11 protein-coding genes are annotated in these 16554 nt (G+C 66.8%); 9 read left to right on the forward strand and 2 right to left on the reverse strand.

The window, feature by feature from the left end; translation table 11 throughout:
• Positions 1-115: 115 nt before the first annotated feature.
• Positions 116-853, forward strand: coding sequence for a hypothetical protein (locus AC07NF_RS05770; protein WP_494628263.1), 738 nt, complete (start codon positions 116-118; stop codon positions 851-853).
• A 246-nt stretch (positions 854-1099) separates the two neighbouring features.
• Here AC07NF_RS05770 and pdxR read toward each other — a convergent pair whose 3' ends face one another.
• The gene (gene pdxR / locus AC07NF_RS05775; RefSeq protein ID WP_494628261.1) at positions 1100-2587 is read right to left on the reverse strand and encodes a MocR-like pyridoxine biosynthesis transcription factor PdxR; all 1488 of its coding nucleotides are present in this window, start codon (positions 2585-2587) and stop codon (positions 1100-1102) included.
• A gap of 144 nt (positions 2588-2731) precedes the next feature.
• On the opposite strand from pdxR, the gene AC07NF_RS05780 reads away from it, so the two are divergent.
• Positions 2732-3391, forward strand: a complete 660-nt coding sequence (locus AC07NF_RS05780) for a peroxiredoxin (RefSeq protein WP_494628259.1) — start codon at positions 2732-2734, stop codon at positions 3389-3391.
• 24 nt (positions 3392-3415) lie between these two features.
• Positions 3416-4450 (forward strand): MBL fold metallo-hydrolase, encoded by a 1035-nt coding sequence (locus tag AC07NF_RS05785; RefSeq protein ID WP_494628257.1) that lies wholly within the window; start codon positions 3416-3418, stop codon positions 4448-4450.
• Positions 4451-4595: 145 nt separating this feature from the next.
• Here AC07NF_RS05785 and AC07NF_RS05790 read toward each other — a convergent pair whose 3' ends face one another.
• Positions 4596-7751, reverse strand: a complete 3156-nt coding sequence (locus AC07NF_RS05790; protein ID WP_494628255.1) for a hypothetical protein — start codon at positions 7749-7751, stop codon at positions 4596-4598.
• Positions 7752-8346: 595 nt separating this feature from the next.
• On the opposite strand from AC07NF_RS05790, the gene AC07NF_RS05795 reads away from it, so the two are divergent.
• The 6 genes from AC07NF_RS05795 (at position 8347) to AC07NF_RS05820 (ending at position 16518) form a co-directional block, all read left to right on the forward strand.
• The gene (locus tag AC07NF_RS05795) at positions 8347-8937 is read left to right on the forward strand and encodes an RNA polymerase sigma factor (protein ID WP_494628253.1); all 591 of its coding nucleotides are present in this window, start codon (positions 8347-8349) and stop codon (positions 8935-8937) included.
• Positions 8901-9863: a FecR family protein gene (locus AC07NF_RS05800; RefSeq protein WP_494628251.1), complete on the forward strand. Its 963-nt coding sequence runs from the start codon at positions 8901-8903 to the stop codon at positions 9861-9863. The genes AC07NF_RS05795 and AC07NF_RS05800 overlap by 37 nt, the downstream gene beginning before the upstream one ends.
• A gap of 92 nt (positions 9864-9955) precedes the next feature.
• Positions 9956-13063 carry a TonB-dependent receptor gene (locus tag AC07NF_RS05805; protein ID WP_494628249.1) on the forward strand — a complete coding sequence of 1036 codons (3108 nt, stop codon included), beginning with the start codon at positions 9956-9958 and terminating at the stop codon, positions 13061-13063.
• Between the two features lie 8 nt (positions 13064-13071).
• The gene (locus AC07NF_RS05810) at positions 13072-14970 is read left to right on the forward strand and encodes a PhoX family protein (protein WP_494628248.1); all 1899 of its coding nucleotides are present in this window, start codon (positions 13072-13074) and stop codon (positions 14968-14970) included.
• Between the two features lie 58 nt (positions 14971-15028).
• Positions 15029-15574 (forward strand): RNA polymerase sigma factor, encoded by a 546-nt coding sequence (locus AC07NF_RS05815; RefSeq protein WP_492810198.1) that lies wholly within the window; start codon positions 15029-15031, stop codon positions 15572-15574.
• Positions 15574-16518, forward strand: a complete 945-nt coding sequence (locus tag AC07NF_RS05820) for a FecR family protein (protein WP_494628246.1) — start codon at positions 15574-15576, stop codon at positions 16516-16518. Before AC07NF_RS05815 ends, AC07NF_RS05820 begins: the two co-directional genes overlap by 1 nt.
• Positions 16519-16554: the final 36 nt, after the last annotated feature.

A 16554-nucleotide genomic window follows, 5' to 3' on the forward strand; every position in this document is an offset into this window, starting at 1 on the left:
CGTGACGCGCGACCGCCTCCTCATAATAAATTTTAGATTGCATACATGCGATATTCAAACTTAAGTTTATCTTGGCGGTCAAGCTTGACGAGCCCTGATATAGGAGGATTGAGCGATGAAACTGATTGATGCGCCCAAGCTTCGGACGGGCGAGGTGCGCGATCCACGCGCCGCGATCGCGACAGGGGATATCCGCGTCGATAACATCTTCGCGCTCGAGAAGTTCGAGCGCGCCTTCCGCTTCGACGAGGAGGTGCTGGAAGAGGGCGGTTTCAACCAGGCGCTCAAGCAGAAGGCAGGCCCGGCGGCCGTGATGAAGGCCTTCTTCGGCGAGGTCCTTCAGGCCGCGTTCGTGGGCGGCGTTGTCGGGCGTGAAGTAATCCACTTTCGCCTGGACGGGGCGCAGGCCTTCACGGTGGCCTTCGATAGCGAGGCCCTGGAGATTTCCGAAGGCCACAACGGTTCGGCCAGCGCCCAACTGTCGACCGACAGCGACACCTTGGCGGCTGTCGCGGTGTTTAAGGCTAGGCTGAATTCGCGCGCCGCGCATGCGTTCCGCACCGATATGGCGCTCCGTGTTGGCGCGGAGTTGAAGGATTATCAGCTCGGGCAGGTTGCGGGCGGGAAACCGTCGGATGCCGGATGCTACGACGATGCTCCATGCGTCTTCGATTTCTACGACGATCCGTGCCCAGGCGATTACATTCCCTGCAATACGGATGGCTGGATTTGTACGGCCGAGAACGGCAGTGGCGTCGACCCCTGTCCCACTGCCAGTTGCGGTGTCGACAGCGGTGGCGAGACCTGCCCAACCGCTAGCTGCGTTGTTGATGCCTGCGGCGTTAACAGCTGACGTCCGGCTTAGACCAGCCCGTAAAGCGCGGTAGCGCTTTACGGGCTGGCGCACCCTCCATACCCGAACGGTTAGAAGGCGAAGGGATCGTCGCTCCATCGAGCGGGCGGCAATTGAAGGTCGCGTTTATGGCGATGCGTAAATGTCTGTAAATGGCGTCCGCTCGACCTCGAAGCAGGCCGCTTGGCCCTCGAACGGGGGCAACCGGCGCAGTCATGGAAACTTCGGTTCCGCTGGCGGAAACATTCAAAGCGGCCTGGTCGCCGCGGGCTCGTGTCCTTCAGCCAGGAGGCCCGCCAGGGTTTCCACGCCGGCGGCCAGGCTTTCCTCATCCCAAGCGGCATAGCCCAGGAGAAAGCCTTGGCGTCCTTCCGTTGAGCCGGCGTGAGTCGAGAGCGGGTCCAAACTAAGGCCTCGCGACGCGGCGAAGGCCGCGAAGGCCACGTCCGACTCCCAGCCTTGCAGGGGGGCGTTCAGAACCGCGGCCAGGTGTGTACCAACCTCCTGAGGCGCGACGGTCAGCACATCGCCCAGCCGCGCGTCCAACGCCTGGGCCAGCGCCAGGCGACGCGCGCCCAGGCGCTGTCGCAACTCACGCAGATGTCGGGCCAGGCCGCCGCCGGCGATGAACTCGGCCAAGGCGGGCTGAGCGGCGGTGGCGACCGGAGCCCCTTCGCGCGCTCGCGCCTGCGCCAGACGGTCGATCAGGGAGGGCGCGCCGACCACGTAGCCCAGTCGCAGCCCCGGGAACGTGACCTTCGAGAGGCCGCCGATCGCCAGGACGCTGCCGCTGCGGTCAAGGCTGGACAGGGTCTCCATCGGGCGTCCGGAAAAACGCAGCTCGCTGTCGTAGTCGTCGGCCAGGATGATCGCGCCGGTCTCGGCGGCCCAGTCGATCAGCGCCACGCGGCGGGGCAGGCTGAGCGGCGCGCCCGAAGGAAACTGGCGCGATGGCGTGACCAGCGCGAAGCGGGCGCTTGGCGCCAGTCGGCGGCCGATCGACACTTTCAGCCCCTGCGAGTCGACAGGGACCGGCACCACATCAAGGCCCTCACGGCTTAGGGTCCGTCGCGCGCCCACATGGCCGGGATCCTCGACCCAGATCTGGGCGCCGGGCGAACCCAGGGCGCGGGTGATGATCTGCAGCGCGTCGCCAGTGCCGCCAGTCACCAGAATATGCTCGGCGGTGCAGTTCAGCCCCTGTAGCGCGTGCAGATGCCCGGCGATCGCCGCGCGGAGGGACGGCAAGCCCGCCCAGTGATCGAAACCAATCGCCGCCTCGGCTTCCCGCCGCCAACCTCGCGCCGTCAGGCGGGCCCAGGTACGGATCGGAAATAGGTCGTTGGCCGGCGCGTCGGAATCGAAGGGACGACCGCGCGGCGCCTCGGTGCGTTGCTCAGGCGGACGGGAGGAGGGCTTGACGCGGGGCGGGGAGGGCGGCTTGCGGTCCAGCGTTCGGACATAGTGGCCCGACCCGTGCCGGGAGGCGAGATAGCCTTCCACGCCCAGCTGCTCGTAGGCCGCCAGGGTGACCGTGCGCGAAACGCCCAGGTCGAGGGCCAGTTTGCGGCTGGAGGGTAGCTTTGCGCCCGACTCCAACTGTCCTGACAAGACCAGGTCACGGATCCTGAGATAAAGCTGACGTCCCATCGGCTCGCGCGCGTCGCGGTCCAGCACCACCGACAGCAGGGAGGTCGCCGCGTCGCTTTTGCCCGTGGGTGTCGAAGTGGTCATCCGCATTGGGCCAAAAGTGGATATTTCGCAGAGCCACGCAAGCGACTAAGCGTGGCCTGGCTAAACGTTGAGGCGAAGCCGCTCGCTCGCTCAACGTTTCGTCGCCCGAGCCCACACCGCATTTCTGGAATGGACACACGTATCATGTCGCTGAGGATCAATTCCGAGGCGCCGAACTTCACGGCGCAGACCACCCAGGGTGAGATCACCTTCCATGACTGGATCGGCGACAGCTGGGCGATCCTGTTCTCGCACCCCAAGGACTTCACCCCGGTCTGCACGACCGAGCTGGGCTACATGGCCGGCCTGAAGCCCGAGTTCGACAAGCGCAACACCAAGGTCATCGGCCTCAGCGTCGACCCGGTCGAGAACCACGCCAAGTGGGCCGCCGACATCGAGGAGACGCAAGGCCACGCCGTGAACTACCCGATGATCGGCGACACCGACCTGAACGTCGCCAAGCTCTATGACATGCTGCCGGAAGGCGCGGGAGACACCTCGGATGGCCGCACGGCCGCCGACAACGCCACGGTGCGGGCGGTGTTCATCATCGGGCCGGACAAGAAGATCAAGGCGATGCTGATCTATCCAATGACCTCGGGCCGCGACTTCGACGAAGTGCTGCGCCTGCTGGACTCGGTGCAGCTGTCGGCCAAGCATACGGTGGCCACGCCGGTGAACTGGCGGCCGGGCCAGGACGTCATCATCCCGCCGTCGATCAGCGACGAGGCCGCACGCGAGAAGTATCCGGACGGCTTCAAGACCGTGAAGCCCTACCTGCGCGTGGTCGCCCAGCCCAAGTAAGACGACAAGCTCGGGGGAGCCGACATGATCTTCGAACAAATCGCTACCGGCGGCTGTCGTTCGTATCTGGTCGGCTGCCCCGACACGTTCGGCGCCGTGCTGATCGATCCCGAGATCAGCCAGGTCGACCGCTACCGGGCCCTGGCCCTTCGTGATGGCCTGCGCGTGCGCTACGTGGTCGACACCCACACCCACGCCGACCATTTCTCGGCCGCGCAGCAGACGGCCGAGCTGTTCGAAGCGACGACGGTGATGCACCTCTCCAGCCCTGCGCCGCACGCCAGGCTGCGATTGGACGACGGCGACCAGCTGAATGTCGGAACCTTGCGCATTCGGGCCATGCACACGCCCGGTCATACGCGGGACTCGATGTGCCTGATGGTCGGCGACCGGGTCTTCACCGGCGATACCCTGCTGATCGGCGGCACGGGTCGTACCGACCTGCCGACCGGCGACCCGGAGCAGCTGTACGACAGCCTGTTCGGCAAGCTGCTGACCCTCGACCCATCGACGCTCGTCTTCCCGGCTCACGAGTACAAGGGCCGCTCGCACAGTACGATCGGCGACGAGATCGCCGAGAACCCGCGCCTTCAGAAGCGTGACCGCGCCGAGTTCGTGCAGATGATGCGCGACCTGAACCTGGCCGCGCCCACCCACCTGACCGAGGCCCTGCGCACGAACATGAGCGGTGGCAAGACGGTCAGCCAGTTGCTGGCCGAGGCCGCCGCCGACGTGCCGTTCATCGGCCTGGACGAACTGAGCAGCCGCCTGGCCAACCGACCCAACGATCTGCTGATCCTGGATGTGCGTGAAGAGAGCGCCTTCAACGCCGGCCACATCCCCGGGGCCATGCACCTGCCGCGCGGTCAGCTGGAACTCAGGGTCAACGAGGCGATTCCGGACCCGACGATGCGCATCGTCACCTGCTGCGAGTTCGGCAAGATATCGACCCTGGCGGCTGCGACCCTGCGCAGCCTGGGCTTCACAAGGGCCACCGCTCTGGACGGCGGCATGAAGACCTGGCGCGAGAGCGGCTACGGTCTGGACACGTCCGGATAAGATCTTCGCCGCAAATCGGCGCGCCCCAACGCGCTGTGCGAAGAGGACTTGGCCCGTGTCGAACGGTATTCGTCGACGGGGTGAGAAAAAAGAGGAGGCGAGCGTGTGGCCCGCCTCCCTTGAAAGTCCTTCTCGTCTACCCGGACTAGAAGGTCAGGACCGAGCCGGCCATGGTGGCCGTCGACAGGTCGAGCACGCCGGCCAGCTTGACCACGTAGTCCGAGCCCGCGACGAAGACGTTGCTGTTGCTGGCGTCGATGACGACATAGGTGTCAACGCCGTCGGTGAACCAGTGGGCGACGGCCGTGGCGGCGCCGGTGGTGCTGGCGGCGGCCGCGTCCAGGGCGTTGGTGTAGGACCCGCCGTAGGTGATCGCCGCGCCCAGGGCGCCTGCGGTTGGTGCGCCGCCGACCAGCGCGAAGCTGATGCTGTCGCCGTGTGCGAAGTCGGTGATCGTCGTCGGGTTGGAGGCGCTGGCCGGGGCGAACTGCAGGTTCACCCGGTCGTTGCCCGCGCCCAGGGTGACGATGTTGTGCCCGTCCGACAGGGTGATGGTGTCGACGCCCGAGCCGCCCGTATAGGTGACATCGGCGGTCAGGGCGGAGGCGACCAGGGTGTTCGCGCCGGTGGCGCTGCCCTTGACCGTGACGGCGGACGACGAGGCGCCCAGGGTCACGTTCAGGCCGCCCAGGGTCAGGCCGCTGGCGTCCAGCGTGGTCAGGTGCGTGCTGTTCAGGGTCCCGAGATCCAGACCGGCGTTGCCGCTGACGTTGAGGACCTTGAGCGCCGAGTCGGTGATGGGCGCCTTGTCGAAATAGGCCCCCGTCGGCGACGCCGAGGTGTCCTTGGTGGTGATGTTGATGGTCTCGACACCTGAGGTGAGCAGGGCGCCGATATCCTGGATGCCGGCCTTCGACAGGGTCAGGTTGATCGTGTCGTTGGTCCCGCCCGCGAAGGCGCTGTTGGTCAGCACGACGGAGCCGCCGGCCGCCAGGTCGCCCATCAGCGTCAAGCTGCCGCCGGACGCGAAATTGGTCAGCTCGAAATTGTGAGCGCCCATGATGAGGAGATCGTCGGTGACCACCACAGACGCGAAGTTGCCCAGCATGCCGACGTCGATGGTGTAGTCCCCGACAAAGAGAAAGTTGAGGTCGATCCGGAGGACTTCGAAGCCGGTGACCTGGCCGGCGAAGGCGTTGCTGCCCGAGAGGGTTTGAGCCACGTTGATGTCTAACGCCACCGTATCGGTCCCGCTGCCGCCGCTGATCGAACCGGTCCCGGAGACGCCGTTGAGGAAGATCAGGGTGTCGTCGCCGCCACCCAGGGCGCTGTTGGTGTTGATGATGCCGTTGACCGTCGTGAGCGTGTCCGCGCCCGAGCCGCCGAGGAAGGTGGCGTGGTCCGGCCGGAACGTCAGGATGTTGGAGCCGGACGAGCCGCTGGCGTCGATCGCGGTGATCGCGGTCGAGCTCAGGGTGGCGGTCAGGCTGGCCGCGCCGGTGATGTTGATCGTGCTCAGCGAGCTCATGCCGCTGGCCGAGGTCAGGGTCAGCCGGCTGGCGCCGCCGAGGTTCAGCGCGGTCAAGGCCGTGTCGTTGATGTTGGCCAGGGTCGAGGCCGTGGCGCCGGTGGTGACATTCAGCGTCGTGTACTTGTTGTTCGTGTCGGTCAGCGCGCCGCCGGTGACGCCGTTCAGCGTCAGGTTCAGGGTAGTGGCAGGGCTGGTCGCGCCCGTGCTGTTGATGTTCACCGCGCCCGAGCCGTGGGCCAGTTTCAGCGTGGTCAGGGCGCTGTCGCCGATGCTGGCGGTCGTGTAGCCGTCCAGGTCGACCGAGGTGATCTTGCCCAGCGCGGCCGCGCCAGCGTTGACGTCGGTGATGGCGATGGCGCCCGGCGTGCCGGTGGTCTTGACCTTGACCGCGGTGGTCAGGGCCGAGCCGTTGATCGTCACCGCGCCGTCGGTCTGGGTGACGTCGACGCTGGTCCCGCCGGTGATGGTCAGCTGGCCCGCCGAGCCGGCGGCGGTGCGGTTGACGGTGATCGCGCCGGTCGGGGCGGTGGTCCCGCCGATGTCGATCGTGCCCGTGGTGACGCCGTTGGCGGTCAGGCTGACGTTCGCGCCGCCATTGAGGACGACGGGCAGGGCACCCTGGCCGTTGACCGTCGCGGTGACGTTGGTGGTCGTCGCCGTGGTCAGCACCGTCGAGCCGGCCGAGGTGGCGTTCAGCTTGGTCAGACCGGTCCAGCTGGTCGTGTTGGCTGAGGTGTCGCCGGTGTTGACGAGGTTGAAGGTCTCGACGCCGCTGACGCTCGCGCCCGGCATGATGTACGAGCCGCCGCCCGTGGCGTTGACGGTCAGGGTGTCATTGCCGGCGCCGCCGTTGATCACGTCGGTCCCGTTGAAGGTCAGGTGCGTGCCGGTGATCGTGTCGTTGGCCTCGCCGCCCTGGGCTTTGTCGACCCCGGTGGTCAGGACGAGGCTGAGGGGCGTCGGCGCCGTGGGCGAATCCGGTGTGGGATAGGGCAGGGTGGCGCCCTGGTCGATCGCATGACCGGTGCCGTGAGAGGCCGATCCGACGACGGGCGCGTAAGCATAGACCATATTGGTGTTGTAGACGGCCGTGCCTTGGGCCATGGCGACCATGAAGTTGTTGGCCGCGGCGGCGTAGAGGCCGACATCGGCCTTGATCGCCTCGGCCAGTAGGTACCCGGCTGTCGCGGCCTTCAAAGCGATGTCGATCTGGGCGGCGGTCATGTTCGGGTTGATCAGGCCGGCGCTGGTCGCCGTGGCGAGGATAGCGTCCTTGCGGGACACGATGTCGGCGATGGCCTTGGCGCTGTCGATACCGGCGGCGGCCGCGTAAGAGCCGCCGATGATGGTCTGATAGATGGACGCCACGTAGTCGCCGAAGCTCATGGCGCCATACTTGGCCGAGAAGGCAACGGCCCCTTCGCCCGCGACGCCCAGGTTGGCGGCGAAGTTGATGTAGCGGTTCTCGAGATTGAAACGCGCATAGTATGCGTCGTTAAGGTCGGTCGGGTTCGCGGTCGAGTTGACGAGGTAGGCCAGGCCCGCCGCCGTCGGGCTCTTGCCCGTGAAGAACTGATAGCTCAACAGCGCCAGGGCGGTGGAGTTGTCGGCGCTGTTGACGATGTTGCCTAGCAGCTGCGCGTCGGCCAACTGGCCGTTGGCGCTGAGTATCGCCTGGGTCTGGAAGAGGCCCTGCGTGGCCGCGTCTGGCGCGATCCCTACGTGCACGGCCTTGTAGGCCAGGGACAGTTGTTCGAGCGTGTAGGACATTCGGTCAAATCTCTGGTTTCAAGGCGCGGGTCCACGGTCGCGGCACGGCCGCTCGGACCGACCACTTCAAGGCGAGACCTACGCCCTGACGTTGCACTCTCCTGCGCTTTAGGAACTTATCTGGATATGGGAAATATCCACTTTTGAAAATTTTGAGGTGACCACTTTTGTCCGATGGTCACCAGGCCTGGCCCCGCAAGGCCTTATGGCGCTTGGGGATGGTTCGTAGAGCCGTATTTGTTGTTGTGATGAGGTTTCAGTGACAGAGACGTGACGCGTCCGCCGGCGCGCATTGCTACCCTGGATTACCTTGTCGGTGATCACTCAGGGCGGTCAGCATTTGTTGTGAGGCAATACCGCTGCTCGCCGGATCGCCAATTCGAGACTTACGCGCGGCGACAACCGTCGCCAGCTTCATCAACGGCTTGCCGACCCGCCTCTTCTGCGACCGCGCTAGGCGCCTCAGATGGCGGACTTATCGAGGCGCACCATGATCCGCCATCATCCACGCTTGCAGTATCGCTGTCGCGATACTGTCTCAGCTCGACCTTAAGCACGGCGGCGACCAAGCTTTGGAAACGTCGGGTGCAACCCAATGATATGGCTCAGGGAGTTCGATCATTGGTTCATCGATCAGGTCCTGCCGTATGAGCGGCAATATCTGAAGCTGGCGAGGAAGCTCACCGGCGATTTCGATGAAGCCGCCGACCTGGTGCACGACGCCTATGCCCGGATGTTCGCCCACGAGGGCGCGCGGCAGGCGGCCAATCCGCGGGCCTATGTGCTGCAGATCATCCGCAATCTGGGCATCCAGAAGATCCGACGCGCCCGCATCGTCTCGTTCGAGAGCGTCGCGGCCGTTGAGGACCTGCAGCATGCGGATGTGGGCGTCGACGCCCTGGGTCAGCTGTCGGATCGCGACGAATTGCGACGGCTGATCGCGGCGATCCAAAAGCTTCCCCCACAGGCGCGGCGGGTCGTGATAATGCGACGGTTCGACGAGATGTCGCCCAAGGACGTAGCGGCGCGGCTCGGCATAAGCGTCTCTACTATGGAGAAGCATCTCGCCAAGGGCCTCAGCCTGCTGGCGCAGATGCTGGACGCGGCGGAAATGGCGGAGGAACCCGTCCAAGGAGAACGTGAGACCGGATGGAGCCGCAGGACCAAGTCGACCACAAGGCGATAAGGGACCAGGCCAGTCTCTGGCTGTCGCGGCTCGACTCCGGTTCGGCTGATCTCGAGGCCTTCGAACGCTGGCGCGACGCCCATCCCGCCCACGCCGCCGCCTTCGCCAAGATGAGCCGGCTGTGGTCGAAACTCGGCGACGCCGGGACGCTGACCGATCTGCAGCTTGCGGAGACCGCGCCGGCGCAGCCTTCGCGCCGAGTGTTCCTGCGCGCCGCCGGCGTGGTCGGCGCGGCGGCGGTGGTCGGAGCGGGCGCGTTCGCCACCAAATCCTTCGCCCGCTCGACCGCCAGCACCCTGCCGGGAGAGCGCCGCCGTGTGTCGCTGGGCGATGGCATGGCCGTGGAGCTCAACACCGACAGCAAGATCTCGTGGCGGCGCGGCGCGCGCGCGACCGAGGTCTGGCTGGAGCGTGGCGAAGCGGCCTTGATCGTCCCGCCGTCCGCTGCGCGTCCGTGCACGCTCAACGCCGGCGCCGTCACCGCCGATTTGGGGACGGGCGAGTTCAACGCCCGCCTGCGTGGTGGTTCGCTGAACCTGCTGGTGCTGCGCGGCGCCGGTGCCTTGCACGCCTCGGGAGGGCAGGGCGCTGCGGCGACCCGCTTCAGCCAGGGGCAGAGTGTCTTGGCCACCGCCTCGCGCACCCTCGTCCAGGCCGCGTCCGCGGAGTCGGTGGACGACGTTTCGGCCTGGCGGCGCGGCGAGATCGTCTTCCAGGGGGCTCCGCTGGGCGCGGTCGTCGAGGAATATAATCGCTACCTGACCAAGAAGATGGTCATCGCCGATCCCGAGCTGAGCAAGCTGCGGCTGGGCGGCCGTTTCATCAATTCCGACCCGACCGATTTCCTGGCCACGCTGCGCTCCAGCTTCGATATCGATGCGGTGGACGCGGGTGGCGACACTATCATGTTGACCCGCTCCGAATAAAAATCGCGATCGGCATAGAGCCGGCGCCAAGCTCGAGCGTCTCTATGACGCAGCCTGCCCAGTCGGGGGTGAGCGGCTGACCGGAGCGACCTATGACCTTGAAGCGTTCTTCGAGCGCGCGCCTTCTGGCGGCGCTGCTGGCGACGACCTGCGCCGTTTCGGCGCCCGCCGCCTGGGCCCAGACGGCCGAGATCACGTTCGACATTCCCGCCCAGGGCCTGGCCTCGGCGCTCAACGAATTCTCGCGCCAGGCCGGGGTGCAGATCCTGTTTCCGTATGACGCGATCGACGGCCGCGCCAGCAAGGCGCTGAAGGGCCGCTACACCGCGCGCGCCGCTCTCACCATCCTGCTGGCCGGCTCGCCGCTGGTCGTCGACAGCGACAACGGCCGCACCATCGGCCTGGTGGCTGCCAAGAGGGCTGGGCAGGGACAGGTCTCGGGCCTGGTCCGTCAGGCCGAGGGTGCAGCTCCGCTCTCCGGCGTGCTGGTGCGCGTCGATGGCGACGGCCAGACCGCCGTCACCGACTCCGAGGGCCGCTACCGCTTCGGCAACCTGACGTCCGGCGCCCATAGCCTGACGTTCCAGTATCTCGGCTTTCCCGACCACAGCGAGGACGTCCAGGTCGCGCCCGGCGAGAATGCGCCGCGCACCACCGTCCTGGGCCAGGTCTCGGAAGTGATCGTCACCGGCCAGCGCGCCGGCCAGGCCCGCGCCCTTAGCCGCCAGCGCAACGCCGACAACCTCAGCAACGTCGTCGCCGCCGACCAGGCCGGCCGCTTTCCCGACCTGAACGCCGCCGAGGCCCTGCGTCGCATGCCCGGCGTCTCGGTGCAGCGCGAAGTGGTCGCCGGCGAAGGTCGTTACGTCTCGATCCGCGGCTTGGATAGCGGCCTGAACAACACCCAGATCAACGGCATGAACGCCGCCCAGCCGGAGAAGGAAAACCGCCGGGTGCCGCTGGACATGATCCAGACCAGCGCCCTGTCGTCGATCACCGTGCACAAGACCCTGCTGCCCGACCAGGACGCCGACGGTATCGGCGGCGCGGTGGTGCTGGAGACAGCCACGGCCTTCGACTTCGCCAAGCCCGTGCTGGACCTGACGTTCAGCGGCTTCCACCACGACCTGGCCGGCAAGACCAGCCCGATGTTCCAGGGCACGGCGGCGCGCCGCTTCGGCGATCACGACCAGTTCGGCTTGCTGGTCTCGGGCGGCTATTCCAAGCGCAAGACCAAGGGCTTCGTCTTCTACCAGGACGAAGATTATCTGAGCTTCGTCGAGGATGATCCGACCAGCGGCGTCACGCCCCTGCAGTACCACATCGCCCAGTACGAGGATAAGCGCGAGAACATGTCGGCCAATGTCGCCCTGAATTGGGCGGTGTCGGACAACACCGAGCTGACCTTCAAGGGCAGCTACAATCGCCTGTACGATCAGGAGCTTAGCCGCGAGATCTATTTCGAGGGCGGCGCCGACGAGTATGACGACGACGGCAAGCTGATCCTGACCGAACCCGGCTCGGCCGAGATCTTCAACCAGTACGAAGAGACCGAGCTGACCCAGCAGTCCTACGTGCTGACCGGCAAGACTCGGAAGGGCGCCTTCACCTTCAACTACGGCCTGGGCTATTCGGCCGGCGTCCGCAACGAGCCGTTCGACAACGAGGTCGCCTTCAAGGTCGACCTGGACAGCAACCTGTTCGGCTACGACTTCTCGGGCCGGTTCCCGCAGCCCAACCTGACGGCGGCCGACAAGGCGCGCATCGCTGATCTCTCGCAGTACGAGCTCGGCTACAACGACATCGACATCGACGACCAGAAGAACACCCGCGCCGCCGCTCACATCGATGTCACCTACGAGCCCAATTCCAGCTGGCTGCGTTCGGTGAAGTTCGGGGCCAAGGCCGAGCGCTCCAAGCGCGAGCTGGTCGAGGGCAATGTCATGGAGCTGGAAGGCCCGCTGACCATGAAGGGCTTTGGCGTCGGGCCGCTGGTCGACGTCTCCAAGACCGGCGCGCCGTATGCCCCGTTCCTGTCGCTGGACATCGCCCAGGTGAAGGCCTGGCGGACCTATTCGCAGAAGCTGGTCGACACCAATCCGGACTTCGAGAACGCCTATGTCGAGGACGGCGTGATCCCGCGCGACGAGGACAGCTACAAGAGCCGCGAGGACATCTATGCCGGCTACCTGATGGCCAAGGGCGTCTGGGGGGCGTGGGAAGCAATCGGCGGTCTGCGTGTCGACCACACTCGCGTCGCTTCGGACAACTGGGAGGCCGTCGCGCTGGAAGGTCAGGACCCGACCTTCACGCCGGTCACCGGCAAGGCCAGCTACACCAGCTGGCTGCCTCGCCTGCAGGTCAACTATCGGCCCAGCGACGACACCGTGGTGCGCGGCGCGTTCTTCACCTCGATCGCCCGGCCCGAGCCTTTGTTCATCTCCGGCGCGACCACGATCGAGGAAGAGGACGGCGAGGTCGATGTCACCGTCGGCAATCCGGGCCTGAAGCCGGCCTATTCCTACAATTTCGATCTGGGCTTCGAGCACTATTTCGGCTCGATCGGCACGGTCTCGGCCGGCGTCTACTACAAGCGCATCGACCGCTTCATCTTCAGCGGCGTGGCCGGCGAGACCGAGGGCGACCGGGCGCGTTTCGAGAACGATCCGCGCCTGGTCGGCAAGGAGATCGACGACGTCACCACCTACACCAACGGCAAGCGCGCGACGGTCTACGGCCTGGAGCTGAACCTGGTTCGCCAGTTCACCGACTTGCCTGGCCCGTGGGGCGGTCTGGGCGTCTACGCCAACGCCACCTTGCAGCACAGCAAGGCCGATCCGGGCGTCGACGACATCGCCAAGGGGGTGTTTTTCAACGCGCCCAAGCAGATCTACACCGTCGCGGCGACCTATCAGAAGTACGGCCTCGAAGGGACGCTGGCCTATGGCTGGCGCTCGCGTCAGGCCGTGCGTTTCTCCAGCTACGGCACGCGGATTACGGAGGAGGCCTACGGGTCGCTGGACGGCCAGCTGCGCTACGCGATCAACAAGCGCGCCAAGGTGTTCGTCAACGCCGTGGACATCCTCAACGACGGCGACAAGCCGATCGTCGACGAGCGTTACGGCTCCGGCGCGCGCTACCTGGAAGGGGCGACCTACAGCGGTCGCACCGTCACCTTCGGCCTCAATCTGAGCTTCTGAGGCCGGCGATGACCTGGAGCTGGCCCTCGCGCGTCCACAATGACAAAGGCCGCGCCGCCCGCGGCCGGCCGCGCGGGGGCGAGCCGATCGGCGCGCTGATCGACCGGCGAGGCCTGCTGCTGGCGGGCCTCGCCGCCGGGATCGCCGCGCCGTTCGGGGTCCAGGCTGAGCCTTCGAGGGCGACCGGTTTCAAGCCGCTGTCGCCCTCGATCGGCCCGGTCGAGGCCTTGCCCGAGGGGTTCAAGCGCACCGTCGTACTGCGGTGGGGCGATCCTCTGTGGTCGGACGCTCCGCCGTTCGATCCCTCCGCCCTGACGGCGGCGGCCGCCGAGCGGCAGTTCGGCTACAACAACGACTTCACCGCCTTCCTGCCCCTGCCGTCCAACGATCCCGACGGTGGCCTGCTGGTGGTCAATCACGAATACCCCGTGCCGTTCCTGATGTTCCCGGGCGTGGCGCGCGAGGCCGGGGCCTCGGCCCTGACCGACGAGCAGCTCAGGGTCTGCATGGCCGTCGTGGGGATGAGCGTCGCCGAGGTCCGGCGGGAAGGGGGGGGCTGGCGGTTGGTTCCTGACAGCCCGTTCAATCGCCGGGTCACGGCCACGACGCCCATCCGCATCTCCGGCCCGGCCGCGGGCCACCCCAAGCTACGGACCAAGGCCGACCCGACGGGGCGGCTGGTGCTGGGCACGCACGACAACTGCAACGGCGGCGTCACGCCCTGGGGCACGGTGCTGTCGGGCGAGGAGGGCTCGGCGGACTTCTTCGGCGGCGACTGGCGTCATCATCCCGAGCCCGAGCGGATGAAGCGCGGCTACTATACCGACCTGGAGCCCGACGGCCGCTATGGCTGGGCCAGGGTCGACAAGCGTTTCGACCTCGGCGTCGAGCCCAACGAGTCCAACCGCTTCGAGTGGGTGGTCGAGATCGATCCGCTCGATCCCGCCGCGCCGCCGGTCAAGCGCACCGCCCTGGGTCGTTTCGCCCACGAGGGCGCTCATAGCGTGGTCGCCCCCGACGGCCGGGTGGTGGTCTATCTCGGCGACGACTGGGAGTACGAGTACTGCTACCGGTTCGTCAGCAATGGCGTCTTCAACCCGCACGATCGCGCCGCCAACCGCGACCTGCTCGACGACGGCGTGCTGAGCGTGGCGCGCTTCCATGTCGACGGCACGGTGGACTGGGCGCCGCTGGTGTTTGGGAGCGGTCCGCTGACGCCGGCCAACGGCTTCCACAGCCAGGGCGATGTGCTGATCGAGACCCGCCGCGCGGCCGACCTCGTGGGCGCCACGCCGATGGACTCGCCGGAGGGCTACGAGCCCAATCCGAAGACGGGCCGCGTCTATATCGTGTTGACCGGTGTTGACGATCGCACGGCGGCGCCCAACCCGGCCAATCCTCGCGCCAAGAACAGCGGCGGTCATATTCTCGAGCTGACGCCGCCGGATCATGGCAAGGGCCCGGATCACACCGCTGACCGCTTCGCCTGGCGCGTCTTCGCCCTGTGCGGAAATCCCGCCGTCGCGGAGAGCGGCGCTCGTTTCCATCCCGACGCCGGGCCGGAAGACTGGTTCGAGGCGCCCGACAATATCGCTTTCGACCCCCAGGGGCGGATGTGGGTCTGTACCGACGGTCCCGGCGCGCGCGACCACGACGGCCTGTGGATGATGGAGGTCTCCGGCCCCCAGGCGGCGTGGCCGCGCCTGTTCTATTCGCCGCCGCCTGGCGCCGAATGCTGCAGCCCGGCCTTCACGCGCGACGGCAAGGCCATGTTCCTGTCGGTGCAGCATCCCGCCGAACGCTCAGCATCGCTCGAACAGGCGGCGACCCGTTGGCCCGACTTCGTCGAGGGCCGACCGCCCCGGCCTTCGGTGGTCGTCATCGAGGGGACGGCCGAGGAAGGCTAGGCAATCGCCGCCTCGCGACATTCACATGATTGTCGCGAGGTGCTGGCATGGGCGCTTCATGTCCATGCTAGCCTCCGATCGTGGCGCAGCGTCCGGTGCGACCGGACCCGAACGCTTCGAGGCGCTGACCCGCCGCCTTCGACTTCCCCTGCTGCGCTACTTCACACAGCGCACCGGCTCGCAGCCTGACAGTGAGGAACTGGTGCAGGATTTGTTTCTGCGCCTGCTGCGCCGTCCCGGCTTGATGACCCTGGAAAGCGTCGACGGTTACGTGTTCGAGGCGGCGGCCAACCTGCTTCGCGACAAGGTCAAACGGGAGCGCAAGCGGCCCATGCTGAACGCCGTGGATTTGGACCGAATCGATTTGGCCGATGATCTCCCGGGAGCGGAGGACGTCGTTGGCGGCAGGCAGAACCTCGAACGTATCCACGCGGCCCTGAAGGGCCTTTCGCCACGGGCGCGCACCATCGTCATCCTTCGCCGCTTCGAGGACATGAGCCACGCCCAGATCGCCGCTCGGCTGAACATCTCCGTCAGCGCCGTCGAGAAGCATCTGGTGCGGTCGATGGCCGTCCTGCGCGACGCCTTGCGGGAGCAGGGCTGATGGCCGGAAACACTTCCCATGAAGACGCCGCCGTCTGGTTCGCCAAGGCCGATCGCGGACCGCTGAGCGCCGAGGATCGCCGCGCGTTTCTCGAATGGCTCGAGACCCCCGGCAATGCCGACGCCTATCAGGAGACCGCCGACGCCTGGTCGACCCTGGGCGCGGCCAAGGGCGCGCCCGGCCTGATGGCGATGCGCGCGGCCGCGTTGCGCGACGCCTCGGGCGTCAATCGCCGGCGAGCGATTTTCGGTCTGGCCGGCGCGTTCGCGACGGCGGGGGCAGGGGGCGGGGCGCTGGTCATGGCCAGCGCGGCCGGGGCGACCATCCGCACCGGCGCCGGCGAGCGTTTGACCGCGCCCTTGCCTGACGGATCCAGCGTGACTCTCGCGCCGCTGTCGCTCGTGCGTGTCCAGTACAACAAGGCGTTTCGCCGGGTGAAGCTGGTCGAGGGGCAGGCTTACTTCGACGCGCGCACCGCGCCTGAGCGGCCGTTCCAGATCATCGTCGGCGACAAGAGCGCTCAAGGCAGCGGCGGCCGCTTCCAGGTGGCCTTGCAGGACAAGGCCGCGCAGATCCTGATCGAGGACGGCGCCCTCGACGTCGTGGCAAACGGGCAGGGCGGCAGCCGGCGGCTGACGACCGGCCAGATGATGTCGGGGCGGGTCGGCGCACAGCGCGTGGCCAGCGTCGAGCTGAAAGAGCTCACCGCGTGGCGCGAGGGGCGCCTGGTGTTCAGCGACGCCTCGCTCGCCCAGGTCGCGACCGCCTTCAACCGGTACTCCAGCGACCGGCTGTTCCTAGCCTCGGGGGCCGAGCTGGACAGTGTCCGGATCTCGGGATCGTTCCGGTATGACGGCACGCGGGAGTTCGCTAACGCCTTGCGGGCCGGCTTTGGCCTGCGCGTCCGCCAAGTCGACGAGACCACCTGGGAGATCGCCGAGTAAGCGTCGCGGGCCGTCGGCGCTCGATGAAATTTTCAA

This window comes from Caulobacter sp. GW821-FHT10A06 (assembly GCF_059415805.1).

Bases quoted from the DNA above. Each gene is read 5' to 3' on its own strand.
- AC07NF_RS05800 (WP_494628251.1), top strand. From the start codon at position 8,901: ATGGAGCCGCAGGACCAAGTCGACCACAAGGCGATAAGGGACCAGGCC.
- AC07NF_RS05820 (WP_494628246.1), top strand. From the start codon at position 15,574: ATGGCCGGAAACACTTCCCATGAAGACGCCGCCGTCTGGTTCGCCAAG.
- AC07NF_RS05810 (WP_494628248.1), top strand. From the start codon at position 13,072: ATGACCTGGAGCTGGCCCTCGCGCGTCCACAATGACAAAGGCCGCGCC.
- AC07NF_RS05790 (WP_494628255.1), bottom strand. From the start codon at position 7,751: ATGTCCTACACGCTCGAACAACTGTCCCTGGCCTACAAGGCCGTGCAC.
- AC07NF_RS05815 (WP_492810198.1), top strand. From the start codon at position 15,029: ATGTCCATGCTAGCCTCCGATCGTGGCGCAGCGTCCGGTGCGACCGGA.
- pdxR (WP_494628261.1), bottom strand. From the start codon at position 2,587: ATGACCACTTCGACACCCACGGGCAAAAGCGACGCGGCGACCTCCCTG.
- AC07NF_RS05780 (WP_494628259.1), top strand. From the start codon at position 2,732: ATGTCGCTGAGGATCAATTCCGAGGCGCCGAACTTCACGGCGCAGACC.
- AC07NF_RS05795 (WP_494628253.1), top strand. From the start codon at position 8,347: ATGATATGGCTCAGGGAGTTCGATCATTGGTTCATCGATCAGGTCCTG.
- AC07NF_RS05785 (WP_494628257.1), top strand. From the start codon at position 3,416: ATGATCTTCGAACAAATCGCTACCGGCGGCTGTCGTTCGTATCTGGTC.
- AC07NF_RS05805 (WP_494628249.1), top strand. From the start codon at position 9,956: ATGACCTTGAAGCGTTCTTCGAGCGCGCGCCTTCTGGCGGCGCTGCTG.
- AC07NF_RS05770 (WP_494628263.1), top strand. From the start codon at position 116: ATGAAACTGATTGATGCGCCCAAGCTTCGGACGGGCGAGGTGCGCGAT.